The sequence below is a fragment of the Sorangium sp. So ce176 genome, assembly GCF_051519835.1.
Taxonomy (GTDB): Bacteria; Myxococcota_A; Polyangia; order Polyangiales; family Polyangiaceae; genus Sorangium; species Sorangium cellulosum_G.
The window spans coordinates 6,395,927-6,421,902 of the sequence record NZ_CP150371.1; the positions used below are offsets into that span (position 1 = coordinate 6,395,927).

Below are 25,976 nucleotides of genomic sequence, written 5' to 3' on the forward strand. Positions count from 1 at the left end.
GCGCCACGGACGATTCGCGGCCACGCGGTGACGTTTCTGGGCACCTCGCCTCGGGCCTTCACGCTCCATGGAAAGGAGCGCTGTGGCCGAGGGGGATCACGGCGCACTCGGCACCGACCGCTGGCCGCTGCGCACGGCAGCGGTCAGCGTCGCTCGGAGCTCAACAGAACAAGATCAAGTACGATGACGTTGGCCCCGATTTGGTGCTGAGTGCGCACAGGACCATTTTTCAAGATAATGAATCATCACTTCGATTGTCTAGATCTATTTCTCGCGAGCGGGTGTTTTTGCTCTGTCTCGCTTTGCTCTGTCTGTCTGTCTTCGTTCTTCGTTCTTCGTTTCGCGCGGCGGCCACGTGGACACGCGCTGGTCCAGGACGCGTGCATTGCTGCCGGGCGTCCGTCGCACCATCACGCGGACGACCGAGACGCTTCATTGTTCTATCCGTCTTGGAATCATCGACGGAATGTCACGTCAGGGACGGATACAGGGGCTCGCGCGGGCCTCGCTCCTGCCCGTGGCGCTCGCGTCGAACCCGGCGCTGCGCGCGGAACTTGGCCCGCGCGCGCCCGCCCTGGCATCAGCCCAGGGTGCGTTCGCGTCTCCACCTCGCGCTCGCCGCCGCGGCCGCCGTGTGGCTCGCCCCGGCGGCGGCATCTCCGGCCCCGCCGGGCGTCCGAAAGCTCCACGTCGAGGGCGGCGCCGTCCACGCCACCGTCGGCGCGGCGGGCAAGCAGGTGCGCCTCACGCTCGACCCCGAGCTCCAGCGCGCCGCCGAGCGCCTGCTCGCCCGCTCCGGCGCGCCCGAGGGCGCCATCGTGGCCTCCGACGTCCGCACCGGCCGCATCCTCGTCTGGGCGAGCCGCGGCGACCGCGACTACGTCGCGACGCCGCTCGCCCCGAGCGCGAGCCTCTTCAAGATCGTCACAGCGGCGGCGCTCCTCGAGGGCCGCAAGGTCAACGTCGCGACGCCCGTCTGCTACACGGGCGGCATGAGCGCGATCCGCGCGCGGGATCTCCAGGGGCGCGGCGACACATGCACCGTGTTCGGCGAGGCGCTCGGCCGCAGCATCAACGGCGTGTTCGCCCGCCTCGCCGGCCAGCTCACGCCCGCCGACCTGCGCCGCACGGCCCACGACCTCGGGTTCGACGGCGAGGTCCCCATCGACATCCCCGTCGCGCCGAGCGCCGCCGAGATCCCGGCCGACTCGCTCGGCCTCGCCCGCGCCGCCGCGGGCTTCTGGAGCGGCAAGCTCAGCCCGCTCGGCGCCCTGTTCGCGATGCAGACAATCGCCAACGACGGCGAGCGCGTCCGCTTCTCGCTGCTCGCGCCGCCGGGCGCGCAGGCCCGCGGGGACGCGGCCGCGCCCTCGACGCGCAGCACCGACGGCCGCGGCCTGCGGGCCGACGTCGCGCGCACCCTCCGGTCGATGCTCGAGGTCACGACGCGCCGGGGCACGTGCGCCAAGGCGTTCCGCAAGCCGGACGGCACCCGCGCCCTCGGCTCCATGCCCGTCGCCGCCAAGACCGGCACGCTTGTCGGCGGGAGGCCGTCGCGCATGTTCTCCTGGTTCGCGTCGTTCGCGCCGTCCGATCGCCCCGAGATCGCCGTCTCCGTGATGCTGGCCAACGACATCACCTGGCGCACCAAGGCGAACCTCGTCGGCCGCGAGCTCCTCGAGACCTACTTCGGCCGCAAGCGCCCGGGGCCCGTCGCCCGGCGGCGGTGACGGGCGGCGCCGGACTGGGCTACCCTGCGGCCAGCCGCATGAACGCCCGAGATCGAATCCCCCTCGTCCTCCAGCACCTGCGCGAGGCCTACCCCGACGCCCGCTACGAGCTCGACTGGGAGACGCCGCTCGACCTGCTCGTCGCGACAATCCTGGCCGCGCAGTGCACGGACGAGCGCGTCAACCGGGTGACCGCCACGCTCTTCAAGAAGTACCCGTCGGCCCAGGCGTACGCCGACGCCCCGACCGAGGTGCTCGAGGAGGAGCTCAAGCCCACCGGCTTCTACCGCCAGAAGACGAAGACCGTGAAGGCCGCCTGCCAGGCGCTCGTCGCGCGCTTCGGCGGCGAGGTGCCCCGGACCATGGCCGAGCTCACGTCGCTGCCGGGCGTGGCCAGAAAGACGGCGAACGTCGTGCTCAACACGGCGTTCGACCTCCCCTCGGGGATCATCGTCGACACCCATGTCGCGCGCCTCAGCGGGCGCATGGGCCTCTCGAAGCGCGAGAAGCCCGAGCAGATCGAGGAGGACCTGATGCGGATCGTGCCCAGGGAGCAATGGACCTTCTTCGGCCCGGCCATGGTCCTGCACGGCCGCTACACATGCGTCGCCCGGAAGCCGAAATGCGCGGAGTGCCGCATGAGCGCGCTCTGCCCGAAAGAAGGAGTGTGAGCGCGTGAAGACGATCGATCTGCCCGCCTCGTGGAAGGCCGAGCTCGCCGGAGAGCTCGAACAGCCCTACTTCCAGCGGCTCGCGCGCTTCCTCGAGGAAGAGCGCAAGGCGCACCGGGTCTTCCCGGCCGAGGAGGACGTCTTCGCCGCGTTCCGGCTCACGCCGTACGAGCGCGTCCGCGTGCTGCTGCTCGGCCAGGACCCGTACCACGACGAGGGGCAGGCCCACGGGCTGTGCTTCTCGGTGCGCCCGGGCGTCCCGCCGCCGCCGTCGCTGGCCAACATGTACAAGGAGGCGCTCGTCGACGTCCCGGGCTTCACGATCCCGGGCCACGGCTGCCTCACCGCGTGGGCCAGCCAGGGCGTGCTGCTGCTGAACACCGTGCTCACCGTCCGCGCGCACACGCCGAACTCGCACAAGAACCAGGGCTGGGAGACGTTCACCGACGCCGTGATCAGGAAGGTCAACGACAGGCCCGACGGGGTGGTGTTCGTGCTCTGGGGCGGGCACGCGCAGAAGAAGGCGAAGCTCATCGACGCGCGCCGCCACACGATCATCAAGTCGGCGCACCCCTCGCCGCTGTCGGCGAGGAGCGGCTTCTTCGGCAGCAAGCCGTACTCGTCCATCAACGCCGCGCTCCGCGCCCGCGGCGCCGAGGAGATCGACTGGCGGCTCCCGGAGGTCGGGTAGCGCGCGATGCGCCGGCAGAAGCGCGCCCTGCCGCTCGCCCCGCCGACGCGGTACACCCCGGCCGTCCTCGAGGGCATCGCCGACGGCGAGCGCGCCGCGCTCGGGCCCTCGCTCGCCCGGCGCGCGATCGACGGCGCGGGCGCCGTAGCGGCCGCGGGCGCGGCGCTCGCGCGCGCCGAGGCGCTCGGGGAGGCCGCGGCGGCCGCCGAGCCGCCCGGGCGGCCGATCGCGTGCCGGGCCGGGTGCGCGACCTGCTGCGTGAGCAAGGTGCTCGTGCTGGCGCCGGAGGTGCTCCGCATCGCCGCGCACCTGCGCGCGACGCGGTCCGCAACGGAGCTCGCCGCGCTGGAGGAGCGCGTCCGCGCCGCCGACGCCGCGACGCGCGGCCTCACCCGCCTCGAGCGCGCCGAGGCCCGGGTCCCCTGCCCGCTCCTCGACGAGCGCGGCGCCTGCTCGATCCACGCCGTCCGCCCGATCGTGTGCGCGGCGTGGAACTCCCTGGACGCCGCCGCGTGCGAGCGCCACTTCGCCGCGCCCGCGGCCGTCCCGACGGCGCCCATGCACCGCCCGAGCTACGAGGTAGCGAACGCCGTCCTCGCCGGCCTGGGCTGGGCCGCGAAGGAGCAGGGCCTCGACGCCGCCCCGCTCGAGCTCATCGCCGCGCTGCGCACCGCGCTCGAGCGCCCGAACGCCGGCGAGCGGTGGCTCGCTCGCCTCCCTGTCTTCGCCGCGGCCCGCGACGCCGAGTGGCAGGAGGACCGGCGGCGCGAGGCGTGATCGCGCCGCGGTCCGGCGGGCGCGATCTGGCGTTGGCAGGGCGGCAAATCCGTTTACTCTGGCGCGCCGCAGAGGTCGTCGCCGGTCGGCGTCTCACGCGGCGCCGCTCGACAACGACCCACGAAAGGAGTCTCCCATGAAGCTCTACGGACATCCCATGAGCACGTGTACGCGCAAGGTGATGACGGTGTTCGCCGAGAAGGGCCATGAGGCGCAGTTCGTGCTCGTCGATCTGATGAAGGGCGAGCAGAAGACGCCCGAGCACCTCGCGCGCAACCCCTTCGGCGTGATCCCGGCGCTCGAGGACGAGGACCTCACCCTGTACGAGTCGCGGGCGATCATACGCTACCTGGACCACAAGCTCCCGGGCGCGTCGCTGACGCCGACCGAGCTCAGGGCCAGGGCGCTCATGGATCAGTGGATCAGCGTGGAGCAGTCGTATCTCTCCACGCCTGCGGTCAAGATCCTCTTCCAGCGCGTCATCCACCCGATGCGCGGCCAGCAGAGCGACGAGTCGGTCGTCCAGGCGTCGAGCGGCGAGGTCGCGCGGGTGCTCGACGTGGCCGACAGGGCGCTCGCCGGCCAGGAGTACCTCGCCGGCTCGACCTTCTCGCTGGCCGACATCACGTGGATGCCGTACCTCGAGTGCCTCGTGGTCTCGAAGGCCGGTGATCTCATCACCGATCGGCCGAACGTCGCGGCCTGGTGGAAGCGCGTCAGCGCGCGGCCGTCGTGGCAGAAGGCCTCGTCCTGATCGCCGTCGCCCTGCCTCGTTCGGGCCGCCTCGCGCGCCGGCGAGCCAGGTAGCCCGCGGCGCCGGGGACGCATGCGCGTCTCCGGCGCCGGGAGCGGCCTCGAAGGCCAGCCGGGAGCCACCCCGTCACCGGCGAGCACGGCGGCTGGCCGCCCCTGCCGGACGACTTACAGGCTGCCGTCGATCGTCACGATGGAGCCGTCGGGCCGGTAGCTGAGCTCCGTCACCTTGACGTTGCGCAGGTGGGTCTTGCCGCCGGAGAGCTCGCAGTCGTGATAGAAGAGCCACCACTTGCCCTGGAACTCGACGATGGAGTGGTGCGTCGTCCAGCCCAGCACGGGGGTGAGCACGACGCCCTGGTACGTGAAGGGGCCGTACGGGGTGTCGCCCGTGGCGTAGACCAGCAGGTGGGTGTCGCCGGTGGAGTACGACAGGTAGTATTTGCCGTTGTACTTGTGCATCCACGCCGCCTCGAAGAAGCGGCGCTCGTGGTCCGTCTGCAGGACGGGCTCGCCGTTCTCGTCGAGGATGCGGATCTCGCGCGGCGTCTCGCCGTACTGCAGCATGTCGTCGCTCAGGCGCGCGACGCGCGGGCCGATGGCGGGCTTCGGCTCGGTGGGCTCGGGCGGCACGGTGGGGTCGTACTCCCCGCGCCGCCAGCGTTGGAGCTGCCCGCCCCAGATGCCGCCGAAGTACATGTAGTGCGTGCCGTCGTCGTCCTGGAACGTGGAGCAGTCGATGCTGTAGCTGCCCCTCATGGGCTCGGGCTGCGCCTTGAAGGGCCCCTCTGGCCGCTTGCTGGTGGCCACCCCGGTGCGGAAGACGCCGTTCTGGTCCTTGAGCGGGAAATACAGGTAGTAGGTGCCGTTTTTGTAAGCCGCATCACCGGACCATAGCTGCCGCCCCGCCCAGGGGACGTCCTTGACGTCGAGCGCCACCCCGTGGTCCGTCACCTCGCCGGGGATGCTCCCCATGGAGAGGACGTGGTAGTCCCGCATGTCGAAGTGGTCCCCGTTGTCGTTCTCGGGGATGCCGGACTCGACGTCGTGCGACGGGTAGATGTACACGCGGCCCTCGAAGACGTGGGCGCGCGGGTCCGCGGTGAAGAGATGGGAGACCAGGGGCTTCGGTCGCAACATGGTGTTCCGTGGGGTGGTACGTTGATCAGATCAGAGGCGCCGGTCGCGTGCCGGCGGCGAGGAGCCAGCGCCCTGCGCGGCCGCCGCGCCGGCGTCGCGGGTGCCGCGGCGGCACGGGGGCGGCTCGGGGGTGCATCGGGTCGCGACTCTAATCCAACCTGGTAGCAGGGGCCACCGCCGTTCGAGGGGTGCGCCGGCGAGGTGCGCGGGCGAGCTCCACGTCGTTCGTCAGGAGCACGTCTGCGCCGGTGAGCCCGGGATCGCCGCGTGGAGGGTTGTGGCAGAGCGCGACCAGGTGGCGGCCGTCTCGAGCGAGCGCGGAGCAAGTCGGCCGGCTGGACCACCGTCCTGGTGCGCCGCCGAGGAGAGGCCGAGAGCTGCGCTTGCGAGGACGTAGGCGCTGACGACGGCGACGAGGCCGCACGCCGTCACGGCGCCCGCGAAGAACGGGGATCGTCGCGCGCCGGCCCAGAGCGCGCGCATCGCCCTCCACCATGCCCCGAAGAGCGCGCAAGCCGCGAGGATCAGCAGCAGCGCTGCTCCCCCGATGACGCCTGCGCCGCGGATCGAGCTCGGCGCCGTGATGACGCCCGCGTAGGCGAGCGGCAAGAGGACGAGATCGACGATCAGCAGCGCGCCCCCTAGACCCACGAAGGGATGCCGGAACAGCCACGGAGCACACGGCGCCGATGTCCTCGCGACAGCGCTCGATCGGCGTTGCCCGATCTCGACGAGCTTGCCTGCAAAGGCCATCCCGGACGCGAAGGCGATCACCACGCCCGAGAGATCGAGGACGGCGTCGAAGGCGCGCGGATCCATGCCCCCCGTGGCACCGAGGAGACCTGCGGTGGCGACGAGCAGGACAGCAGCCCAGGCGACCAGGAGGAGGAGCGCGAGGGGCGCCGCGATCAGGAGCGACAGGACAGCGAGGGCGATCGCCGCGAGCACAGCTTGCCAGCTGCTCGATACGACAGAGGACGACGCGGAAGCACGCGAGGTGGGCGTTATCATGTGCTTCCAGCCGACAATGCAAGTCGCCGGCCACTGCCTCACGGGAGACATCGGCATGCAGATGTCCGATCGGCGCGCGTGGCCGCGCGACTCGGGCAGGCTGCCCGAGGCAGGCTCCTGCGCCTCGATGTGATCGCGATCAGGGCGTGCGATCGCCCGGGTGTTCGCGATCAGCCGCGAGGCAGCTCGAGGCACAGTGCGCCGGCTTCGCGGGCGCGGGCTTCGAACCGGAACGCACAGCCCGCCGTCGGCATGCCGGGTGCCCCGGAGCGGGACGACAGGAGGTCATGCGCATGAGCGTCGCCCAGCGCGTTCAGCGCAAGGATGTACGGATACAAGCGCGCCGCTCACCGCTTCCGCGATGGCCGCTCGCCGGCCTCGTCTCGTAAGGCCCTGAGCCGCCGCACGAGCTGAGCCCGGGAGAGCCCGAGTCGCTTCGCCGCCTGGACCTGGTTGTTGCCGCAGGCCTCGAGCGCCTCCAGGATCGCCTCCCGCGTCGGCGGCGGCGCTGCGGCGGCCGCCGCGCGCACGCCGAGCACCTGCTCCACGATCGAGAGCTTGAGCCCCGTCGCGGGATTTGCCGCCGCGACAAGCCGATCCACGCCCCGCGCGTTCGCGGGCCAGTCGTGCAGCATCATGAGCTCCACCGCCTCGACGTCCACGCGCACCCGCGCCAGATCCAGCGGCCCGTACGAGCGCTCCCAGAGCGCCCGCAGGATCGCGAACACATCCTCCGGTCGCTCCCGCAGCGGCGGCAGCGCGATGCGCACCGGAAACCGCGCCAGCAGGTCGAGGCGGAACCTGCCCTGCTGGACCGCCTCCTCCAGCGGGCGGTTGGTCGCCGCGACGATGGTGATATCCACGCGCGCCGGCTGCGTCGCGCCCACAGCGAGCACCTCCTGGTTCTCGAGGACCCGCAGCAGCTTGGGTTGCAGCTCGACAGGCAGCTCCCCGATCTCGTCGAGGAACACCGCGCCGCCGGCGCTCGCTCGCAGCAGCCCGGGGTTGCTCGCGGCGCTCCCCGAGAACGCGCCGCGCTCCCAGCCGAAGAGCTGCCCCTCGAACACGCTCGCGACGATGCCTGCCACGTTCACGCGCGTGAAAGGCCCCCTCGAGCGCCCGAGCGCCTGCACGACCGCCTCGGCGAGCATCTCTTTGCCGGTCCCGCTCTCCCCCGTGATGAGCACGTTGCGCACGGGCCGTGTGGCAAGCCGGTCGAGCTGCTCGCGCGCCGCGCGCAGCCCCCACGGCCCCGCGAGCCCGCCGATCGCCGGCTCCGGCACGGCTCGCCCCGCGTAGGTCTCGCGATAGACGAGCAGGGTCTCGCCGACGCGCAGGACGGACCCATCCTCGAGCGGCACCGGCTCGCGCGCCGGGAGGCGGTGTCCGTCGAGCCATGTCCCGTTGCGCGAGCCCACGTCTTCCACCTGGAGCCGCCCTCCCGCCCGCATGAGGCGAAGGTGGTTGGACGAGACCTTCGTGTCGTTGAGGCCCGCCGCCGCGAGCCACGCCCGCCCGACGGCGACCCCGGCAGGCGGCAGAGCCACGACGACGTTGGCGGGGAACGCGGCGAGCAGCGCTGGAGCTCCCCTGTCCCCGAGCGTGCCGGTCGGGGGCCGGTGCTCGTCCGTGGGCGCGTCGCGCGGCGGGCGGGTGGTCATCGCGCCGTCCTCGGCAACACCGGCGGGGTGGCTCCCTTGCGGTCCGGCCGCGCGTCCCTCATTCCGTGTCCAGCGCGACGGCGACCCGGACCGACGCGCTGGCCTTCTCTCCCACGTAGAGCAGCAGGCCCTGGCACAGCACGCCGCTCCTCAGCCAGTCGTGATTGGCCGCGACAGCCCCCTGCGAGAGCAGCACGCCTGCCTCCGTCACCCGGACGACGACCTCGCCGCGCACCAGCTCGGCCGTCGTGATCGACAGTCGCTGGGGCTCGCCGGGTGCTCCCGGTTCCCGCGTGAACGGGACACAGATCTCCTGGCCCGTCGACCTTCGGAACACGCAAGCTTCAGCGGCCGGGTGGGTCCTGGACATGTCCTCGCTGAACCCGCTTTCGACGTCCGGCCGGCGGGCTACCCCGATGAGCCGCAACAGCCAGGAACGATCCGGCAAGGGGGCGTCCTCGCACGGCGCGGACTGGCAAGCCATCCCCCTGGAGAGGCAGTCTCCGCCCTTTCTGCAGCAGGGCGTGACCTCTGACGTCTCCGGCGGCGCGACATGGATCGGCTCCGGCCGCACCGACACGACGCCCGGCGCGACGGGCGGTTTCATGACCACCGGCTCCTCGGCCTCCGGCTCCGCGCGACCGGCGAGCATGGCTGCGCCCGTGGAGACAGCGACCCCGAGCGCCAACCCCGCTGCCAGGAGGAGCGCCGACTGCCCCGCCTTGCCTGGCGTGACGGGCGCCTCCACGCGCACGCTCGGCGCGGGGAGGGGGGTCGCCGCAGACCGCCGCAGCCCGGTTGTGGGAGGCGCCGGCGAGAGCGTCGGGGCGGAGGGTCGCAGCGCCGCGGAGGGCGGCGCCGGCATCGGCGTGGTGCGCGGCGCATCGCTCGATCGCGGTCCGGACCAGGAGGCTCGTCCAGGATGCATCTGGAGCTCGGTCGGGCCGAGGTGAGGATCCGTCGCGCTCGCGCGCAGCGCGGCGAGGCGCGGATACCCGGGGTTCGCCGCCGCTGCTGCGTCGAGCCTCTCCAGGAGCGCGGCGCCGTGCGCTGGTCGCCGCCGCGGCTGGATCTCGAGGCACGCGCGGATCACCTCGGCCCAGAGGGCGTCGGGCACCCGGGGAGGCCAGGGGCGATGTCCTTGCTCCGCCGCGACATAGGCGTCGACGAACGCCTCCACCGGCGCGTCCGGGGAGAGCCCGGTCGGATGGGCTCCGCAGAGCAGCTCGACCGCGAGCACGCCGAACGCGAACACGTCGCGGGTGAACCCTTCGCGCAGGGGGAGCCAGCGCCCGGGCGCGAGCAGCTCGGGCGGCAGGTACGCCACGGTGCCGATGACCGCGCCTGTGGCCGTCAGCGGCCTCGGGTTTCCGGCGGGCGCGGCGATCCCGAAGTCGATGAGCCGCACGCTGCCGGGCGCATCCGCTGCGCCCCAGAACGCGTCCGTGACGAGCACGTTGGCCGGCTTCAGATCGCGATGCAAGAGGCCCAGACCGTGTACATGGGCCAGCGCGGCCGCGAGCTGGGCCAGCACGGCGCCGCGCTGGGCGAGCGACATCCGCGTCGCCGCGTCCGTGAGCGACTGGCCTCGCACGAAATCGAAGACCAGCCCCACGACGCCGTCCGCGGGCGATTCGAAGAGGGCGCGGCAGGGGATCAGGGCCGGATGTACGGCGCCGGCGACCGCTCTTGCCTCGCGCCGGGCGCGCTCCGCGGCGCCCGTCTCCAGGCCGCCGAGGAAGAACAGCTTGAGGGCCCGCAGGCTCCCGTCGAGCGGGTCGTGGACCTTCCAGACCACCCCCTGCCCTCCCCGGCCAAGCGGCTCGATCAGGGTGTAGCGGTCGACGCGCACGCCGGGGTGGAGCTGCACGGAGTCCATAGTTACCGCAGCGGCCTGGCCAACAGAAGGGGTGATCCAGTGGCAGCAGCGGCGACCCCTGCAGACGTGCGCTTCCGAAGCGTTCCTCGTGGAATCCACCCAGCGCACATCACGCGAGACGTCGCCCCCCCTGCGCGCGCTCGCTCGCGAGCCCGCTATCTACGAGGAGGAGAGACCGCCGGGGACAATGCGCTTCGACTCCGTTGCATCCGTTGCGTCCGTCGCGGTCACAAACGGGTCGTCTTCAATGGTCGCGAGGATCCGCCCGAGCACATCGCTCGCGCGCCGCGAGCCCGGCTCCGCGCCCTCGAGCAGCCCCACCAGGTTGAACAGGTCGAACGCCGCGGCCCAGCGCTCGAATCCATCGGGGAGCGGCGCGCTCGCGCGGTAGGCGTCCACGAACGCCGCGACGAACTCGGGCCCAGGGCTCCAGCGCAGGAGCTGGCCGACGTCCATCAGGCTCGGCCCTGCATACGCGAACTCCCAGTCGAGCACGAGCAGCTCGCCCGACGCCAGCCAGTGCAGGTTCGACGCCTTGAAGTCGCCGTGGAGCAGCACCGGAACCGACGCCAGCGCGCGGAGCGCCCCCGCGTTCGCGTCGAGGAAGGCGCCCACGCGCTCGCCCAGCGCGCCGCGCACGGCAGGAGCCAGCCTGTCGAGGACCGCGTCGACGTGGGGCCGGAACGCGCCGATGCAGTCGTCGAAAGGCCAGGTGACGGCGAGCTCCGGCCCCACGAAGCCCGCGCTGTCGAAGCCGACGGCGTGGATCTCCGCGAGCGCGCGCCCGGCCGCGGCGCCGCACGCCGCCGTGTCCTGGAGCGGGCCGTGGGGGACGTACTCGAGGACGAGGAAGTCCTCCCCCGCCGACAGGACAGCGGGGACGCGGAACGATCGCCAGCCGCGCGCGAGCAGGCGGGCCTCCTTCGGCGCCGCGCCCGGATCGCGCCTGTACACCCGCAGCACGCGCTCGGCGCCGAGGCGTACGTTCACGTTGGCGCGACCGCCGGAGAGCACCTCCGCCTCGCCGGGGAACGGCCCGACGCGCCGCTCGATCCCGGCGCGATCCAGCGGCTCGACGTGCGCGGCGCGCTCCCACGCGCGCTCGGGGTTGGGAAGCAGCCTCATGCGCCACATCCTGCACGAGGCGCGGCGCCGGGCGCGACCCCGGAGTACGATGGGCGCATGCCCGTGTACCGCTCGTCCGCCGCCGAGCACGCCGCGTCGTTCATCGTGGCTGCCTTGACCGACGTGGGGCTCAGCCGCGAGCACAACGAGGACGCCTTCCTGATCAGCGACCTCGCGCGCGGGCTCACCCACGGGGCGCCGGCCGCCCAGCTGTCGGTGGAGCCGCCCCTCACCCTGTCGCTCGGCGTGTACGACGGCTCCGGCGGCGCGTCGTCTCCGGACGCGGCGAGCCGGCTCGCGGCGCGCACGGTCCACGCCGTCCTCGCCCGCGCCGCGGCGCGGTCGAGCGACGCGCTCGAGCGGGCGCTGCTCGAGGCGATCGCCGTGGCCGGGCGCGCCGTCCGCGACAACGCCCGCCGGAGCCCGCAGCACAGGAACAGCGGCGCCACGGCCACCGTGGCCGCGCTCTGCGACGAGCGCCTGCTGCTCGCGCAGGTCGGCGACAGCCGCGCGTATCTCCTGCGCGGCGGGGCCCTCGCGCAGATCACGCGCGACCAGACCCTCGTCCAGTCGCTGCTCGAGACAGGCAAGCTGAGGCCCGAGGAGGCAGCCACGTTCGAGCACCGGGGCGTGATGCTCCAGGCGCTCGGGCTCCGGGAGCACCTCCAGATCGCGCTCTCCGCCGTGGAGCTCCGCCGCGAGGACACGCTGCTGCTCTGCACGGACGGGCTGAGCGACCTCATCGACGACCGGCACATCGCCGCGACGCTCGACGCCCACCCCGACCCGGCGGCGGCCTGCGGCGCGCTCATCGACGCCGCGCTCGCGGCCGGCGGCCGCGACAACGTGACCGTGCTGATCGCGCGGTTCGACGGCCCGTGGCTCGCCCCGCCGGACCGCGACAACGCGCCGGAAGTCGTCGAGATCGCTCGCTATTCCGAGGGGCCGCCCCGCCGCCCCTGAGCGCGCGACACAGCGGCTCGCGGCGCCGGGATCCTCGGAGGACCGGAGCACCAGATCCACACAGCGGTAGTACAGGATCGCGATCGACACGGCCGCTCGTGGCCTGTCTGCGACGTCATCGAGCGAGGAATTTTCCACGACAGGGCGCCAGTGGCAGGCGTCGCCGACAGCCGGCCTCGGCCCCACGATGCAGCGCCCGGGCTTGCTTTTCGCGACGATCTCGGCGATTCCACCCGGGGTGGAGGCTCGCCCCGGACGAGGGAGGGAGCCGCATGCTGTCCTTTCGGGACGGAGGGGAGGTCATCGTTCCATGGAGCATCGCGCATTCGGGTTCACGGGGGTCGAGATCCCGGTCGTCGGACAGGGCACCTGGCAGATGGAGACCGACGATGAGGCGGCCTGCGTCGACGCACTCCAGCGGGGGATCGACGCGGGCATGACGCACATCGACACGGCGGAGATGTACGGCTCCGGCGCGGTCGAGTCGCTCGTCGGCAAGGCGATCGCGCAGCGCCGCGACCAGGTGTTCCTCGCCTCCAAGGTGCTGCCCGGCAACGCGAGCTACGCCGGCACGATCGAGGCCTGCGAGCGCAGCCTGAGGCGGCTCCGCACCGACAGGCTCGACCTCTATCTCCTCCACTGGCCCGGATCGCACCCGCTCGAGGAGACCCTCCGCGCCTTCAAGGACCTGAGGGCCCAGGGCAAGATCCGCCATTTCGGCGTCAGCAACTTCGATCAGGCCGAGCTCTCGAAGGCGATCGCGATCGCCGGGCCGAACGAGATCGCCTGCAACCAGGTGCTCTATCACCTGCTCGAGCGCGCGATCGAGCGCCGGGTGCTTCCGCTCTGCGAGCGGCACGGCATCGCTGTCGTCGCCTACAGCCCGTTCGGCTCGGGCCGGTTCCCGGACCCGAGCAGCACGGCGGGCAAGGTGCTCGCGTCGATCGCCGCCGCCCGCGGCGTCACGCCGCGGCAGGTCGCGCTGCGCTACCTGCTCCGCCGCCAGCCGGTCTTCGTGATCCCCAAGGCCGCGAGCGCCGCCCACGCGCTCGACAACGCGGCCGCGGGCGACCTGCGCCTCACCGGCGAGGACCTCGCGCGCCTCGACACGGCCTTCCCGCTCGGCCGCGACCGCGGCGTGCTGCCGACGCTGTAGGCGGCGCGCGGCCGAGCCGCGGCGCTCGGTCGTGGCATATACTTCACGCATGAACCCTGCATTCCTTGGCTCCGTTCTCTTCGGGCTTCTCCTTACCGCCTGCGGCGGCTCCGTCGACACCCCGCCTGGCAGCGGCGGCGCAGGCGGCGCAGGCGGCACAGGCGGCGCGGGCGGCGCCACGAGCTCGACCTCGGGCGGCGGCGGCGGGACGCCGGTCGCCTGCGGGGCGCGCAGCGGCGGGAGCTGCGGCGCGGAGGAGTACTGCGACTTCCCGGACGACTCTTGCGCAACCTTCGACACCGTGGGCCAGTGCGCCGACCGGCCCGAGGTTTGCCCCGCGGACTGCCCGGGCGTCTGCGGGTGCGACGGCCAGTTCTATTGCAATGCGTGCACGGCGCAGATGGCCGGGGTGGATGTCTCGGAGAGCACCTCGTGCCTCAAGGCCGAGGGCGCCGACTACGCTGCATCCTACTGGCCCGGCGGGCTCGATCACGTCATCGTCTACAAGGCCGACAAGGCGGCGGACCGGTGCGTGATGCTGTACGCCGACGCGACGCACGACGACGCGCCGGAGGGCTTCGACGTCGAGCTCCCGGACACCTGGGTCGTGTCGCGCGTCGCGCTGGCCAAGGGGGCGGCCGACTGCGCGCCGGGGACCATGAGCCCCGCCGGAGAGGCCGTGAACGCCACGGGCGCCACCGGGACGCTGTCGTGGGATATCGAGGCGGGCTCGGTCGCCCCGTGCGCCCTCGACATCGACGTCACGGTCACGTTTCCGGGCGAGCCCGCGCCCGAGGTCCTGCGCGCCGCCGGGCTGGACGTGGCGGGCGGCTGCCTGTAGCGGCGGGCCCGCCGCCCCCCTCAGCGCTTCTTCGCGCCGCGCTGCGCCCTCTCGGCCTCGGCGAGCCGCCGGCGCGCGTCGTCGAGCGCCGACGGGCTGGCGTGGCCTTTCGGGAGCGCCTCGTAGCCGGCCACCTCCTCGCGCAGCGTCGCGACCTGCTCCGCGCGCCGGCCGAGCTTCTCCTGGATCTCGGCCCGGAGCTTCAGGAAACGCAGGCGGCGCGGGCCGTACGCGCGGCCGATCGCGCGCTCCACCGCGGCGAGCGCCTCGTCCTCACGGCCCATCGCGTGGAGCACCTGCGCGAGCCGCGCGGGCGGCTCGTACGAAGCGGGCATCTGCGCCTCGCGCTCCTTCAGCATCGCGACCGCCTCCTCGCCGCGGCCGAGCGCGAGGTACGCCATGGCGCGCCCGTAATCGTGCGCGGCGGCCCCCTCGGGCGCCCTCGCCTCCCGCGCCGCCCGCTCCAGCACGGCGAGCTTCGACTCGTTCGCCGCGCGCGCCCCGTCGGCGTCGCCGAGCGCCTGGAGGCCCTCCGCCAGAAGGCCCCAGGCGTCGGCCCGGTCGTCCGCGCTCGAGTCCGCGGGCGGGCTCGCGACGATGGCCCGCAGCCGGGCGACCGCCGCCTCGCGCGCGGCCCGCTGGGCGTTGCGGTCGGGGAGCGCGGCCGCGCAGGAGAGCAGCACGCTCGCGAAATCGGCCGGCAGCGCCGCGCCCTTCACCTCGGCGACGTGCGCCCTGCCGACCTCCGCGCACGCCGCGGCGTCCTTCTTGCGGAGCGCCGCCACGAGGCCGAGCAGCGCCTCGCTGCGCCGCGGCCAGTCGTTGCCGGCCCTCGCCAGGGCGCGCTCGTAGGCGGCGGCCGCCGCCGCGTGATCGCCGGCGCTGTGCGCCCGCTTCGCCTCGACCAGCAAGCGACCGGGATCGTCCGCCGGCAGCGCCGCGGCCGCCTGCGCGTCCATGGCGGCCAGCGCCTCGCGGAGCAGCTCGCGCAGCTCCTGCACCGAGGCCGCGCCCCGCCAGAGCCCGACCACCTCGCCGCGCGCCGGCTCGAGCACGAAGAAGGTCGGCCACACAGTCACCTCGTGTCGCTCGAGGAAGGGCGCGTTCTCCGGTCGATCCGTGTCGATGTCGGCGAACACCACCCGATCGGCGAACGGGCGGAGCGACGGATCGGTCAGCACGACGTCCTTCATGCTCAGGCAGGTGTGGCACCACGGCGCCCACGCATCGACGAACAGCGCCTTGCCCTCGGCCCGGGCCTTCTCGAGCGCCCGCGGCACGTCGTCGCGGACGAACTCGAGCGGCCGCCGCGCCGCGGTCGGCTCCGGCCTGACGGCGGGCGGCGGCGCCGCGGTGGCTGTCGAGGACGCCCCGGCGGCCGGGGTCGTCGCGGGCGAGCGCGGCGGCGGCTCGGCCGCGCAGGCGGCGAGGGCGAGCGCGGCGGCGAGGGCGGGGAGCGAGGGAGAGGCCGGGGGACGCACGCCGCCATGGTAGCGCAGTCGCGGCGGCGTCGCCCCTTCTGCGACACCGGCGCTCGTCGCGCGACGAGGCGCCATCGTCGACTCCGCAGCTCGAGCGACAGTCGCGAGCGGGAGGCGAGCGGGCGGCGAGCGGGAGGCGAGCGAGAGACAGATGTCATGTTGACGTGCCGCCGGCGCTCCGCGAAGATGGTCACTCTGGCCAGGCGCCGTCCTCGCCCGCGGCGGCGCGGGACACCGTGTACGCCAGGACAACACATCAGGGTCGAACTCCGCATGATCGAGCACGCGCAAAGGATAGGAAGGCACACGGCCCGCGTCGGTGAACATGACGACACCCTGGAGCTGACGCTGCGGGGCGACGTCGCGCCGGACGAGGCGAAGCAGGTCTTCGACTTCATGGCCTCGCGGTTCGCGGGGCGGAGCTACGTGCTGGTCACCGGCGACATGTCCGAGCTCGGCCACATCCTCGCGGAGTCCCGGCGCGTTGTCATGAGGGAAGCGCGCAGGGTGCCGCAGATCCGCGGGCTCGTGTATTACCGCGCGTCCTTCGGGGCGAGGGTCATCAGCGATCTCGTGGTCCGTGCCTATGCGTTCGCCACCGGGGCCGACCTCGTCATCCATTTCGCCGAGGATGAGGCCGAGGCGCGCGCGTGGCTGGCCATGCGGCGGGAGCAGCTCGCGGCAGGGGAGCATGCCGCGGTGAGCCCTTGAGCTGCCGCGCGCCCCCTGGAGGCCCCCGCCCGACGCCGCTCGGCGGGCACCGGCGCGACCGGGATCGTCCAGGATGAGGCCGCCTCTCAGGCTCCGCCCCACGGTGGGGCTCGACCGCGCGTGGAACGCGCCCCCCGCCGCCCGCAAAGCTGGTAGAGTGGCGCCCCGGTGAACGACTACGCGGGTCGGTGCGGAAGCTGCGCAGCATACACCCGGGTGCACGAGGATCCTGCGCGCGGCCGCGTCGGTGAGTGCGCCCTCGAGGTGTACCCGCCGCCGGTCAAGGCGACCGCGACGTGCGCCCGCTACCGCGCCAAGGGCGCGCCGCCGCCGCCGCCGCCCCCCCGGGCCGCAGGCCAGCCGCGCGGCTCGGGCGCCAGGCCGCGGGCGCCCGAGCGGGCGCCGTCGCCGGAGCGCCGGCCCGGCGCGGCGCTGCAGCCCTTCCGTTCGACGCTGCCAAGGGAGATCGACATCGACATGGATATCGACGAGTTCCGTCGTGTGCTGCGCGAGGTGCTGTCCGAGGAGCTCGGCGTCGGCCGCGCGGAGATGGGCGGCCGCTGGGAAGGCGGGGAGATCGTCCTCCGCCCGGGAAAGGAGGGCACGGCCGAGAAGCGCATCCCGCTCGACGCGTTCTTCCACAAGATCGTCATGCTCCGCGACAAGCTCCGTGTGCTCGAGCAGAAGATCAACGCGCACGAGGGGCTGAGCGACGCAGAGAAGGTCCAGCTCCAGGCGTACATCACCGGTTGTTACGGCACACTCACCACGTTCAATGTCCTCTTCGCCCGCCGGGAAGACGGCTTTGCCGGCAGCAGCCGAGACAGCGACTGATCGCGCCGCGCGCGACGGATCGCGCCGCGCGCGAGCCCCGCGACACGAGCCCAGCAATTCCGTCGTCACCGCGGATTCCGCGCGCGCAGCGCCGCTCACGCGCCGGCGCCGCCGCGTGAGCGGCGCTGCGCGGTCGACGCCGGCTCCGGGGCGCTCCGAAGGGCTGCACGGGGCGTCGCCCACCATGGTACAAGGTGCGCGGAGGTCGCCGAGCAATGGCCATCAAGCAGCTCACGCCAGAGCAGGTCCACGCCATGTCCCTCGAAGAGAAGGACACGTGGTGGCTGAAGAACATCTACCGCGGCGACATGCCCCAGCTCACGTTGCGCTCGGGCATCACGGGCATGCTCCTCGGCGCCTTCCTGTCGCTCACCAACGTGTACATCGGGGCGCGCACCGGCTGGTCTCTCGGGGTCGGGATCACGAGCGTGATCCTGGCATTCGGCCTGTTCAAGGTCCTCTCCAGGATGGGCCTCGGCAGGGACATGACCGTCCTCGAGAACAACGCGATGCAGTCCATCGCGACGTCGGCCGGGTACATCAACGCGCCGCTCTTCACGAGCCTCGCGGCGTATTCGATGGTCACGACAACGATCATCCCCATGGGACGGGCGATGATCTGGATGTTCGTCCTCGCCATCCTCGGCGTCCTCTTCGCCTTCCCGATGAAGAAGCGCTTCATCAACGACGAGCAGCTCCCCTTCCCCGAGGGCATGGCCGCCGGCGTCGTCATGGACGCGCTGCACGAGAGCGACGAGAAGGAGGGCCTCTTCAAGGCGAAGCTCCTCATCGGCGGCGGCCTCGTGAGCGCCGCCCTCGAGCTCCTGCGCGACGACAAGGTGATGCGCGCGCTCTTCGCGCTGAAGAGCATCCCCCACTACTACGACGAGATCTTCTATCACGGTCGCCTCGCGGACCTGCTCAAGCGGTGGGGCGTCTCCCCGGGCCTCCGGGGGATCCCCTTCAACGAGCTCACGATCCGCTTCGACACGAGCCTCATCTTCGTCGCCACGGGCGGCCTGATGGGCATCCGGACCGGCGTGTCGCTCCTGCTCGGCGGGGTGCTCAACTACTGGATCCTGGCCCCCCTCCTGATCCAGCACGGGATCATCCTGCCGAGGAACGGGCACTACGGGTTCGGGCAGATCACGATCTGGGCGCTGTGGGGCGGCGTCGCGTGCATGACGACCTCCTCGCTCTACGCCTTCTTCTCCAAGCCCAAGGTGATCCTCGACGCGTTCAAGGGCCTCTCCAGGAAGGGCGGGGCGAGGGACGTTCTCGCGGACATCGAGCTCCCGGTGAAGCTGTCGATCATCGGCGTGCCCCTCGTCGGCGCGGTCGTCGTCGTGCTCGGGAAGGTCTGGTTCGGCATCGAATGGTGGCTCGGGATCCTCGCGATCCCGCTCGTCTTCGTCTTCTCGCTCATCGCCGTCAACTCGACGGCCATCACCGCGATCACCCCGACCGGGGCGCTCGGCAAGCTGACGCAGCTCACCTACGGCGTCCTCGCGCCGAAGAACATCACGACGAACCTGATGACCGCCGGGATCACGGCGGAGGTCGCGAGCAACACAGCGAACCTGCTCATGGATATCAAGCCGGGCTACATGCTCGGCGGCAAGCCGCGCCACCAGGCCGTGGGGCACGTGCTCGGCGCGATCGCGGGGCTCGTGCTCTCGGTGCCCGTCTGGTACCTCGTGCTCATCCAGGGAGACATCGGCCGTTACGGGACCGAGCAGCTCCCCGTCCCGAGCGCGCTCACGTGGAAGGCGGTCGCCGAGGTGCTGATGAAGGGGCTCGACTTCCTCCACCCGACGGCCAAGACCGCGGTGCTTGTCGGGGCGATCATCGGGATCGTCGTCGAGGTCACGAAGCAGCTCACGAGGAACCGATTCCCCCTCTCCGCTGTCGCCCTCGGGCTCGCGTTCATCCTGAACTTCACCGACATCTGGTCGATGTTCCTCGGTTCGTTCCTCTTCTGGCTGCTCGAGCGGCGCTCCGCCGCGTGGCACCGCAAGCGCGAGCAGGCGTCGCGGCTGAGCACGACAGGGCCCGGCGGGGCCCCGGAGCCGCCGCCCGCGCCTGTCGAGCGGCCCTGGTACGCCCTCGCCTCGGAGAACACAGAGGCCATCTGCGCCGGCGTGATCGCCGGAGGCTCGCTGATGGGCATCGGCCTGAGCGTGCTCGGCGTGCTCGTGCTGCCCGACGTCCTGGAGGCCGAGAGCCTCACCAGGGCGCTCGGGGAGGTCCTTAGCTTCCTGCCGAAGTGAAGCGACGCCGGCCGGGCGGGCCCCTCCGGCCCGCTCGAGGCCTTACTGCCCCAGTGTGACAGGAATGCGCGCCGTGGGAGGGCCGCGGCGCGCCGCGTGCGCGCAGCGCGTCGCGCGGCCGAGCCGCCTTGCTCGCGGACGCCGTGGCGCGCTTCGTGCAGCCCTGTCTGCGCCGCGTCGACACGATCGAAGGAGAGGACGCGCGAGGAGAGGAACATCGATGTCAGTGAACGCGCCCCCGTCCCGAGGAACGCCCAGCCCCGCGCCGGTCGGCGATCCCGAGCAGGATCCGCCGATGCGGGATCCGAAGCCGAGCGAGCCCCCGCGGGGCGATCCGGAGCCGGACGAGCCGGCGCGTCGGGATCCCCCGCCCCCTCCTCCCGAGCCCGGAGAGCCCTCTCCGGAGATCAAGGACCCTCCGGCGCCGGGGCAGCCGCCGAAGGACCCCGGCGTGATCGCGAGCGCCGGCCGTGTCGGCCTTGCTGTGTGACGACTCCCCTAACCGTCGAGAGGTCTCCATGAACACGTGTGATTGCTGCGGCAACAGCTACGACAAGGCCTTCCAGATCATGGTTGGCGGCACGACCTACACCTTCGACTGCTTCGAGTGCGCGATTCACAAGCTCGCGCCCGTGTGCGCCCACTGCGCCTGCCGGATCGTCGGTCACGGCATCGAGGCCGGCGGCGCGTTCTACTGCTGTGCTCACTGCTCCAAGCAGAAGGGCGTTCAGGGCGTGATCGATCGCGTGGCGTGAGCGCCGCGCGCGCCCGGCGGGGGCCGGTCCGCCTGCGCGACGCCGGGCGGCTCGCGCAGCGCCGCCCCCCCGCCGCGCGCCGGGGGGAGCGCCGCGAGGTGATCTGCGGCCAGCGCCCCCACAAGGATGAAGAGCAGCAGCGCGACGCCCGTTCGGCCGCGAGCCTGCGTGAGCATGGAACCCTCCTTCACGGCGGGGCAGCGTTCGCCTCGCCCTCCAGGAACGTAGCTCTGGAGCCTGCGCGTGATAATCCTGGTCCAGCGACGAGGATTGCGTCGCGGAGGGAAAGAATGCGATGGATCCGGCGAGCGGTCACCTGGGCGAGATGAGGGCGTTCCTCGAGGTAGCGCGGCAGCAGAGCTTCTCGGCGGCGGCGAAGGCGCTCGGCCTCACGTCGTCGTCGGTCAGCAAGCAGGTCGCGCGGCTCGAGGAGCGCCTGCGCGTGAAGCTCCTCCAGCGCACCACGCGCCGCGTGAGCCTCACCGAGGCGGGGAACCTCTACGCCGAGCGCGCCGGCCGGATCCTCTCGGACATCGAGGAGGCGCAGCGCGCTGTCGCGGATCTCGACAGGACGCCGCGCGGGACGCTGCGCGTCTCGGCGCCCACGGTCCTCGGCACGATCCGCGTCGCGCCCGCCGCGCTGGCCTGCCGCGCGAGGTACCCGGAGCTCCGCATCGATCTCGATCTCACCGACCGCCTCGTCGATCTGGTGGCCGAGCGCGTCGACGTGGCGGTGCGCCTGGCCGCCGAGATCGCCCCGGCTTCGCTTGTCGCGCGGCGGCTCGCCGGCGATCTGCGCGTGCTCTGCGCGAGCCCGCGGTACCTGCGCCGCCACGGCGCGCCGCGGCGCCTCGAGGACCTGGCCGATCACGACTGCCTGACGCTCAACATGGATCCCGTGGCCCGGTGGACGCTCGTGGGCCCCGAGGGGGAGCGCGTCATCCCCGTGAGCGGCTCCTTCCGCTCCAGCGACACGATGACGCTGCGCGACGCCGCCGTCGCCGGCCTCGGCCTGGCCAACCTCCCCGACTACGTGGTTCAGGAGCAGCTCGCGAGCGGCGCGCTGCGGCGCGTGCTGCCGGAGTACGGCGCGTCGAGGCGCGCGAGCTTCGCTGTCTACGCCGCGCCCGCGCGCGCCGCGGTCCGCGTGTTCGTCGAGGCGCTCGCCAGGGCGATGCGGACCCCGGGGGCGGCGGCGCCGTGAACAGAAGGCGAGGGATGAACCGCCAGGTCCCGAGGAGCGGTGTCCGACGGAGGAGCGGAGACCGCCGTCACCGCGGCGCGGGCGCGGCCTGCTGCGCGCCGGCCGCCGCGCGCTCCTTGGCCATCTGGCGGATGCAGTGCTGGAGCGCCGCGCGGAGGTTCCCGAGCGTCGTGATGCTGGACAGGTCGAGCCCCAGGCTGACGATCGTCTGCGCGACGTTCGACCGGATGCCCGTGACGATGCCCTCGGCGCCGAGGAGCCGGATGGCGCGGACGAGATCGAGGAGGTAGCTCGCCGTCTTCGTGTCCACCATCTCGACGCCGGTGAGGTCGAGGATCGCGTAGCGCGCGCCCATGCGGACGATCGCGTCGAGCAGCGTGTCCATGATCTCCGCGGTCCGCTGGCTGTCGACAACGCCGATCATCGGCAGCGTCAGCACGCCCTCCCAGACCTGGATGATGGGCGTCGACAGGTCGCGGATGACCTGCTGTTGCCGCTCGATCAGCTCCAGCTTGCTCCGGAGCTCCTGCTCGGTGTTCTTCGCCTGGCTGATGTCGAGGGTGAAGCCGACGACAGCGTCCACCTCGCCCCGCTCGTCGCAGATCGGGATCTCCCAGTTCTCCCAGGACACCCCGTGCGTCGTGTTCACCGAATGGGTCTCCTCGCCCGCGAGCGCCCGCTCCAGGTCGGCTCTCCCGTCGCTGTCCGCGTAGTACGCGAACACGTTCTTTCCGATGAGCTCCCCCTGCCGGAGCCCCGCGCCCTCGACCCCCTTGCCCTCGTGGAACGTGAAGATCCCCTCGCGATCGATCGCCCAGACGACGATCGGCAGCGTCTGCGTGACCGTCCGCAGGATCAGCTCCTTCTGCTGGTAGCGGCGGACCTGCTCGGTGCGCTCCGTGACGTCCTGCCCGAACACCCCGACGCCGCTCACGTTCCCGCGCTCGTCGACGAGGCGCTCGTGGAGCCACTCGAAGCTCACCTCGGCGCCGTCCTTCGTGACGTGGCGCCACACGCGAGGCGCCGGGCCGTCCTCTTCAAGGAGCCGCCGCCACGCGCCGGGGTCGCCGGACACCGGCAGCAGCTCGTCCACGCGGCGGCCGAGCGCCTCGCGCCGCGCACGGCCGAACAGGCGCTCGGCCGCGCCGTTCCAGTCCTGGACGGTGAGATCGCTGCCGAACTCGAGGATCGCGAGCGGCGCCCGCTGGAGGAGGAGCGCGCGCTTGCCCGCATCGGCCTCGACTCCCTCCGGTGACGCAGTGGAGACGGTCATGATGACAACTCTTACCCCGAGCGTTTGCCAGCCGTCGAGGGGGCTCGCTGCCACGGGTTGTCATCGCGCTCGCGCCCCGGGCGCGCCGATCACCTGCTGCCACAGCAGCACCCCTCGCGCAGCGGCTGCTGCGCCAGCAGCAGGCCACCGTCTGCTATAGCGGATTTGCGTCCTGTGAGGCGGCGCGCCGTTGGTACGCTGCGTGCTCAACGCCCCCGGCGTGCTCGACAAGGATCCCCCGCAGGCCCGCTCGGATGGAGCGGGCCGGGCCCTCGTCGAGGATGGGCAGCAGGAGGAGCGATGAGCAACAAGATCCAGTTCCAGAACGTGAGCAAGACGTTCGCCATCAAGGGGCCGGCGGGGGCGAGGGAGGGCGCGCGGTTCACGGCCATCGAGAACCTCTGCCTCGACGTGCGGGCCGGCGAGCTGATGGTCCTCGTCGGGCCGAGCGGTTGCGGCAAGTCGACGCTCATCGATCTGCTCGGCGGGCTGTCGATGCCGTCGACCGGGCGGCTCTTGCTGGACGGCAAGCCGATCACGGGCCCGGCCCTCGACCGGGGCATCGTGTTCCAGCAGTACGCGCTCTTCCCCTGGCGCACGGCGCGCGAGAACGTCGAGTTCGGCCTCGAGGCCAAGGGCATCCCGGAGGGCCAGCGCCGGGAGATCGCGCAGAGCTACCTCGAGCTGGTCAGCCTCTCCGGCTTCGAGGATCGGTATCCGCACGAGCTGTCGGGCGGCATGAAGCAGCGCGTGGCCATCGCCCGGAGCCTGGCCTACAGCCCGGAGGTGTTGATGATGGACGAGCCGTTCGCGGCGCTCGACGCGCAGACGCGCGAGTCGTTGCAAGCCGAGCTGCTCCGGATCTGGGAGAAGTCGCGCACGACGATCCTCTTCATCACGCACAGCATCGACGAGGCGGTGTTCCTCGGGCAGCGGGTCGCGATCATGACGTCCCGGCCCGGCCGCGTGAAGCACGTCATCGAGATCCCGCCGGAGATCCGGGGCTACGAGGACGCGCGGTCGACGCCGGAGTTCGGCCGGCTGCGGCACGAGATCTGGGCGCTCCTGCGCGAGGAGGTGCTCAAGGCAGAGGAGCAGGAGCGGATCAAGAAGCAGAAGCGCGCGGCGGAGAGCCGCCCTGTGGCGGGCGTGGTGGCGGTCAATGGCTAGCCTGGAGCAGTCGATCGAGCTGCACGAGGAGCCGCAGCAGCCGCAGCTCGTCGCCGAGGTGGGGAGGTGGATCGGCCGCGCCGCGGCGCGCTCCGGGATCTTGCTGCTCGTGGCCGCGATCTGGGAGACCGCGCCGCGGGTCGGGCTCGTGGAGGCTGCGTTCCTGCCGCCGCTCTCCGAGGTGCTGGCGACGGGGTGGCAGCTCCTCCAGAACGGGCAGCTCCTGAGCCACATCAAGGCGAGCCTGTCCCGCTCCCTGCTCGGCTTCTCGCTGGCGATCCTGATGGGCGTGCCGCTCGGGCTCACGATCGGGTGGTACAAGGGCGCGGCGGACGCGATCAACCCGCTGCTCGAGGTGCTCCGCAATACAGCGGCGCTCGCGCTCCTGCCGGTGTTCCTGCTGCTGCTCGGGATCGGGGAGGCCTCGAAGGTGGCGCTCGTGATCTACTCGTGCACCTGGCCGATCCTGCTCAACACGATCAGCGGGGTGCGCGGGGTCGATCCGCTGCTCATCAAGTCGGCGCGGACGATGGGCCTGTCGCCCCTCCAGCTCTTCCGCAAGGTGATCCTGCCGGCGGCGATCCCGACGATCTTCGTGGGCATCCGCCTGGCGGGGGCTTACTCGCTGCTCGTCCTCGTGGCGGCGGAGATGATCGGGGCCAAGGCGGGGCTCGGATACCTCATCATCTACGCGCAATACAACTTCCAGATCCCGAGCATGTATGTCGGCATCCTGACGATCACGACGCTGGGGCTGACGTTCAATACCCTGCTCATGCGCGTCGAGCGTCGCTTCACCGCGTGGAAGGTCGCTCCGAAGGAGTGAGCCCGCGCGCCGTCGACACGTGCGCGCGGGCGCGCCGCGCGGCGTCCACTGCCTCGTCCAGAGAGAGAGAGAGAGAGGATCACGTGAATCGCATCATCCTGGGCCGCACCGGCCTGGAGGTCAGCGTGCTCGGCCTGGGCGCGGGCGGCGACAGCCGGCTCGGCGCCGGGCGCATCGACGAGGCCGACTCGCTCCGGCTGGTCCGCGCGGCCATCGAGCGCGGGGTGAACTTCGTCGACACGGCGGAGGCGTACGGGACCGAGGCGCTCATCGGCAAGGCGCTCCGCGAGGTGCCGCGCGACCGGGTGGTGATCTCGACGAAGAAGACGACGCGCCTCGAGGCGCCCGTGCGGCCGGAGGACGTCGTGTCGTCGCTGCACGCGAGCCTCGAGCGGCTCGGCACGGACCACGTCGACGTCTATCACCTGCACGGCGTGCTCCCGCGGCACTACGCCGACCTGCGCGAGCGGATCGTCCCCGTGCTCCTGCGGCTGCGCGAGCAGGGCAAGATCCGCTTCCTCGGCATCACGGAGGCGTTCGCCGCCGATCCGTCGCACGCGACGCTGGAGCAGGCGCTGCGCGACGACCTCTGGGACGTGGTGATGGTCGGGTTCAACCTGCTGAACCAGTCGGCGCGGGCGAGGGTGTTCCCGCTGACGCGGGCGAGGAACGTCGGCACGCTGATCATGTTCGCTGTCCGGCGCGCGCTGAGCCGGCCCGAGCGGCTGAAGGAGCTGCTCGCCGACCTGGCGGCGCGGGGCAAGGTGCCGCGCCGGCTCGCGGAGGAAGGGCTGGACGGCCTGCTGGAGGGGGAGGACGCCGCGTCGATCCCGGACGTGGCGTACCGCTTCTGCCGGGACGAGCCGGGCGCGCACGTGATCCTGTCGGGGACGAGCAGCGTGGAGCACCTGCTCGAGAACGTGCGCTCGATCGAGGGCCCGCCGCTATCGGAGCGGGCCCGGGCGCGCCTCGTCGAGGCGTTCGCCGGGGTCGACGACGTGTCGGGTCACTGAGGGCGCTCGCCGGCGCTCGCCGACAGAGACGCGGCGGAGGG

25 protein-coding genes are annotated in these 25,976 nt (G+C 72.3%); 17 read left to right on the plus strand and 8 right to left on the minus strand.

Going from position 1 to position 25,976, the window contains the following annotated elements:
* Positions 1-590: 590 nt before the first annotated feature.
* From WMF42_RS23890 to WMF42_RS23910, 5 genes are all read left to right on the plus strand, one after another.
* Positions 591-1,730, plus strand: coding sequence for a penicillin-binding transpeptidase domain-containing protein (locus tag WMF42_RS23890; protein WP_061606160.1), 1,140 nt, complete (start codon positions 591-593; stop codon positions 1,728-1,730).
* Positions 1,731-1,768: 38 nt separating this feature from the next.
* Positions 1,769-2,401, plus strand: coding sequence for an endonuclease III (nth, locus tag WMF42_RS23895; protein WP_061606159.1), 633 nt, complete (start codon positions 1,769-1,771; stop codon positions 2,399-2,401).
* A gap of 4 nt (positions 2,402-2,405) precedes the next feature.
* Positions 2,406-3,092 (plus strand): uracil-DNA glycosylase, encoded by a 687-nt coding sequence (ung, locus tag WMF42_RS23900; protein WP_437684921.1) that lies wholly within the window; start codon positions 2,406-2,408, stop codon positions 3,090-3,092.
* A 6-nt stretch (positions 3,093-3,098) separates the two neighbouring features.
* The gene (locus tag WMF42_RS23905) at positions 3,099-3,869 is read left to right on the plus strand and encodes a YkgJ family cysteine cluster protein (RefSeq protein ID WP_437684923.1); all 771 of its coding nucleotides are present in this window, start codon (positions 3,099-3,101) and stop codon (positions 3,867-3,869) included.
* Between the two features lie 136 nt (positions 3,870-4,005).
* On the plus strand, positions 4,006-4,623 hold the full coding sequence (locus WMF42_RS23910; protein WP_437684924.1) for a glutathione S-transferase family protein: 618 nt from the start codon (positions 4,006-4,008) through the stop codon (positions 4,621-4,623).
* A gap of 167 nt (positions 4,624-4,790) precedes the next feature.
* On the opposite strand, the gene WMF42_RS23915 is transcribed toward WMF42_RS23910, so the two are convergent.
* From WMF42_RS23915 to WMF42_RS23935, 5 genes are all read right to left on the minus strand, one after another.
* Complete coding sequence (locus WMF42_RS23915; RefSeq protein ID WP_437684926.1) at positions 4,791-5,762, minus strand: glycoside hydrolase family 43 protein; 972 nt, start codon at positions 5,760-5,762, stop codon at positions 4,791-4,793.
* Positions 5,763-5,990: 228 nt separating this feature from the next.
* On the minus strand, positions 5,991-6,710 hold the full coding sequence (locus WMF42_RS23920; RefSeq protein ID WP_437684928.1) for a hypothetical protein: 720 nt from the start codon (positions 6,708-6,710) through the stop codon (positions 5,991-5,993).
* 410 nt (positions 6,711-7,120) lie between these two features.
* A complete protein-coding gene (locus WMF42_RS23925; protein ID WP_437684930.1) occupies positions 7,121-8,434 on the minus strand; it encodes a sigma 54-interacting transcriptional regulator in 1,314 nt (437 codons plus the stop codon).
* Positions 8,435-8,492: 58 nt separating this feature from the next.
* Positions 8,493-10,313: a protein kinase domain-containing protein gene (locus tag WMF42_RS23930; RefSeq protein WP_437684932.1), complete on the minus strand. Its 1,821-nt coding sequence runs from the start codon at positions 10,311-10,313 to the stop codon at positions 8,493-8,495.
* Positions 10,314-10,472: 159 nt separating this feature from the next.
* Positions 10,473-11,438 carry a phosphotransferase family protein gene (locus WMF42_RS23935; RefSeq protein ID WP_437684934.1) on the minus strand — a complete coding sequence of 322 codons (966 nt, stop codon included), beginning with the start codon at positions 11,436-11,438 and terminating at the stop codon, positions 10,473-10,475.
* 57 nt (positions 11,439-11,495) lie between these two features.
* Between WMF42_RS23935 and WMF42_RS23940 the strand changes: the two genes are divergently transcribed.
* From WMF42_RS23940 to WMF42_RS23950, 3 genes are all read left to right on the plus strand, one after another.
* Positions 11,496-12,401, plus strand: coding sequence for a PP2C family protein-serine/threonine phosphatase (locus WMF42_RS23940; protein ID WP_437684936.1), 906 nt, complete (start codon positions 11,496-11,498; stop codon positions 12,399-12,401).
* A gap of 310 nt (positions 12,402-12,711) precedes the next feature.
* A complete protein-coding gene (locus WMF42_RS23945) occupies positions 12,712-13,557 on the plus strand; it encodes an aldo/keto reductase (RefSeq protein WP_437684938.1) in 846 nt (281 codons plus the stop codon).
* Positions 13,558-13,606: 49 nt separating this feature from the next.
* Entirely contained in the window at positions 13,607-14,398 is a 792-nt protein-coding gene (locus WMF42_RS23950; protein ID WP_061609529.1) for a hypothetical protein, read from the plus strand.
* A gap of 20 nt (positions 14,399-14,418) precedes the next feature.
* Here WMF42_RS23950 and WMF42_RS23955 read toward each other — a convergent pair whose 3' ends face one another.
* A complete protein-coding gene (locus WMF42_RS23955) occupies positions 14,419-15,879 on the minus strand; it encodes a thioredoxin family protein (RefSeq protein WP_437684940.1) in 1,461 nt (486 codons plus the stop codon).
* 273 nt (positions 15,880-16,152) lie between these two features.
* On the opposite strand from WMF42_RS23955, the gene WMF42_RS23960 reads away from it, so the two are divergent.
* The 5 genes from WMF42_RS23960 to WMF42_RS23980 all read left to right on the plus strand — a co-directional run bounded on the left by WMF42_RS23960 (position 16,153) and on the right by WMF42_RS23980 (position 20,449).
* Positions 16,153-16,590, plus strand: a complete 438-nt coding sequence (locus WMF42_RS23960) for a hypothetical protein (protein WP_437684942.1) — start codon at positions 16,153-16,155, stop codon at positions 16,588-16,590.
* Between the two features lie 168 nt (positions 16,591-16,758).
* On the plus strand, positions 16,759-17,424 hold the full coding sequence (locus WMF42_RS23965) for a hypothetical protein (RefSeq protein ID WP_437684944.1): 666 nt from the start codon (positions 16,759-16,761) through the stop codon (positions 17,422-17,424).
* A gap of 215 nt (positions 17,425-17,639) precedes the next feature.
* The gene (locus WMF42_RS23970; protein WP_437684946.1) at positions 17,640-19,694 is read left to right on the plus strand and encodes an OPT family oligopeptide transporter; all 2,055 of its coding nucleotides are present in this window, start codon (positions 17,640-17,642) and stop codon (positions 19,692-19,694) included.
* 220 nt (positions 19,695-19,914) lie between these two features.
* On the plus strand, positions 19,915-20,184 hold the full coding sequence (locus tag WMF42_RS23975; protein ID WP_155798462.1) for a hypothetical protein: 270 nt from the start codon (positions 19,915-19,917) through the stop codon (positions 20,182-20,184).
* 28 nt (positions 20,185-20,212) lie between these two features.
* On the plus strand, positions 20,213-20,449 hold the full coding sequence (locus WMF42_RS23980; RefSeq protein ID WP_061608866.1) for a hypothetical protein: 237 nt from the start codon (positions 20,213-20,215) through the stop codon (positions 20,447-20,449).
* On the opposite strand, the gene WMF42_RS23985 is transcribed toward WMF42_RS23980, so the two are convergent.
* Complete coding sequence (locus WMF42_RS23985) at positions 20,422-20,625, minus strand: hypothetical protein (protein ID WP_061608865.1); 204 nt, start codon at positions 20,623-20,625, stop codon at positions 20,422-20,424. The genes WMF42_RS23980 and WMF42_RS23985 overlap by 28 nt on opposite strands.
* A 119-nt stretch (positions 20,626-20,744) precedes the next feature.
* Between WMF42_RS23985 and WMF42_RS23990 the strand changes: the two genes are divergently transcribed.
* Entirely contained in the window at positions 20,745-21,653 is a 909-nt protein-coding gene (locus WMF42_RS23990; protein ID WP_061608864.1) for a LysR family transcriptional regulator, read from the plus strand.
* Between the two features lie 67 nt (positions 21,654-21,720).
* On the opposite strand, the gene WMF42_RS23995 is transcribed toward WMF42_RS23990, so the two are convergent.
* Positions 21,721-22,926 (minus strand): PAS domain S-box protein, encoded by a 1,206-nt coding sequence (locus WMF42_RS23995; protein WP_061608863.1) that lies wholly within the window; start codon positions 22,924-22,926, stop codon positions 21,721-21,723.
* Positions 22,927-23,226: 300 nt separating this feature from the next.
* Here WMF42_RS23995 and WMF42_RS24000 point away from each other — a divergent pair, with 300 nt between their 5' ends.
* The 3 genes from WMF42_RS24000 (at position 23,227) to WMF42_RS24010 (ending at position 25,935) form a co-directional block, all read left to right on the plus strand.
* A complete protein-coding gene (locus tag WMF42_RS24000) occupies positions 23,227-24,096 on the plus strand; it encodes an ABC transporter ATP-binding protein (RefSeq protein WP_434040898.1) in 870 nt (289 codons plus the stop codon).
* Positions 24,089-24,922, plus strand: a complete 834-nt coding sequence (locus WMF42_RS24005; protein ID WP_061608861.1) for an ABC transporter permease — start codon at positions 24,089-24,091, stop codon at positions 24,920-24,922. Before WMF42_RS24000 ends, WMF42_RS24005 begins: the two co-directional genes overlap by 8 nt.
* Positions 24,923-25,005: 83 nt before the next feature.
* The gene (locus tag WMF42_RS24010; protein ID WP_437684950.1) at positions 25,006-25,935 is read left to right on the plus strand and encodes an aldo/keto reductase; all 930 of its coding nucleotides are present in this window, start codon (positions 25,006-25,008) and stop codon (positions 25,933-25,935) included.
* The last annotated feature ends 41 nt before the right edge of the window (positions 25,936-25,976 follow it).

Excerpts from the sequence above, each read along its gene's own strand:
- nth (WP_061606159.1), top strand. The coding sequence starts at position 1,769 with ATGAACGCCCGAGATCGAATCCCCCTCGTCCTCCAGCACCTGCGCGAG.
- WMF42_RS23905 (WP_437684923.1), top strand. The coding sequence starts at position 3,099 with ATGCGCCGGCAGAAGCGCGCCCTGCCGCTCGCCCCGCCGACGCGGTAC.
- WMF42_RS23910 (WP_437684924.1), top strand. The coding sequence starts at position 4,006 with ATGAAGCTCTACGGACATCCCATGAGCACGTGTACGCGCAAGGTGATG.
- WMF42_RS23915 (WP_437684926.1), bottom strand. The coding sequence starts at position 5,762 with ATGTTGCGACCGAAGCCCCTGGTCTCCCATCTCTTCACCGCGGACCCG.
- WMF42_RS23925 (WP_437684930.1), bottom strand. The coding sequence starts at position 8,434 with ATGACCACCCGCCCGCCGCGCGACGCGCCCACGGACGAGCACCGGCCC.
- WMF42_RS23930 (WP_437684932.1), bottom strand. The coding sequence starts at position 10,313 with ATGGACTCCGTGCAGCTCCACCCCGGCGTGCGCGTCGACCGCTACACC.
- WMF42_RS23935 (WP_437684934.1), bottom strand. The coding sequence starts at position 11,438 with ATGAGGCTGCTTCCCAACCCCGAGCGCGCGTGGGAGCGCGCCGCGCAC.
- WMF42_RS23940 (WP_437684936.1), top strand. The coding sequence starts at position 11,496 with ATGCCCGTGTACCGCTCGTCCGCCGCCGAGCACGCCGCGTCGTTCATC.
- WMF42_RS23945 (WP_437684938.1), top strand. The coding sequence starts at position 12,712 with ATGGAGCATCGCGCATTCGGGTTCACGGGGGTCGAGATCCCGGTCGTC.
- WMF42_RS23950 (WP_061609529.1), top strand. The coding sequence starts at position 13,607 with ATGAACCCTGCATTCCTTGGCTCCGTTCTCTTCGGGCTTCTCCTTACC.
- WMF42_RS23960 (WP_437684942.1), top strand. The coding sequence starts at position 16,153 with ATGATCGAGCACGCGCAAAGGATAGGAAGGCACACGGCCCGCGTCGGT.
- WMF42_RS23970 (WP_437684946.1), top strand. The coding sequence starts at position 17,640 with ATGGCCATCAAGCAGCTCACGCCAGAGCAGGTCCACGCCATGTCCCTC.
- WMF42_RS23975 (WP_155798462.1), top strand. The coding sequence starts at position 19,915 with ATGTCAGTGAACGCGCCCCCGTCCCGAGGAACGCCCAGCCCCGCGCCG.
- WMF42_RS23980 (WP_061608866.1), top strand. The coding sequence starts at position 20,213 with ATGAACACGTGTGATTGCTGCGGCAACAGCTACGACAAGGCCTTCCAG.
- WMF42_RS23985 (WP_061608865.1), bottom strand. The coding sequence starts at position 20,625 with ATGCTCACGCAGGCTCGCGGCCGAACGGGCGTCGCGCTGCTGCTCTTC.
- WMF42_RS23990 (WP_061608864.1), top strand. The coding sequence starts at position 20,745 with ATGGATCCGGCGAGCGGTCACCTGGGCGAGATGAGGGCGTTCCTCGAG.
- WMF42_RS23995 (WP_061608863.1), bottom strand. The coding sequence starts at position 22,926 with ATGACCGTCTCCACTGCGTCACCGGAGGGAGTCGAGGCCGATGCGGGC.
- WMF42_RS24000 (WP_434040898.1), top strand. The coding sequence starts at position 23,227 with ATGAGCAACAAGATCCAGTTCCAGAACGTGAGCAAGACGTTCGCCATC.
- WMF42_RS24005 (WP_061608861.1), top strand. The coding sequence starts at position 24,089 with ATGGCTAGCCTGGAGCAGTCGATCGAGCTGCACGAGGAGCCGCAGCAG.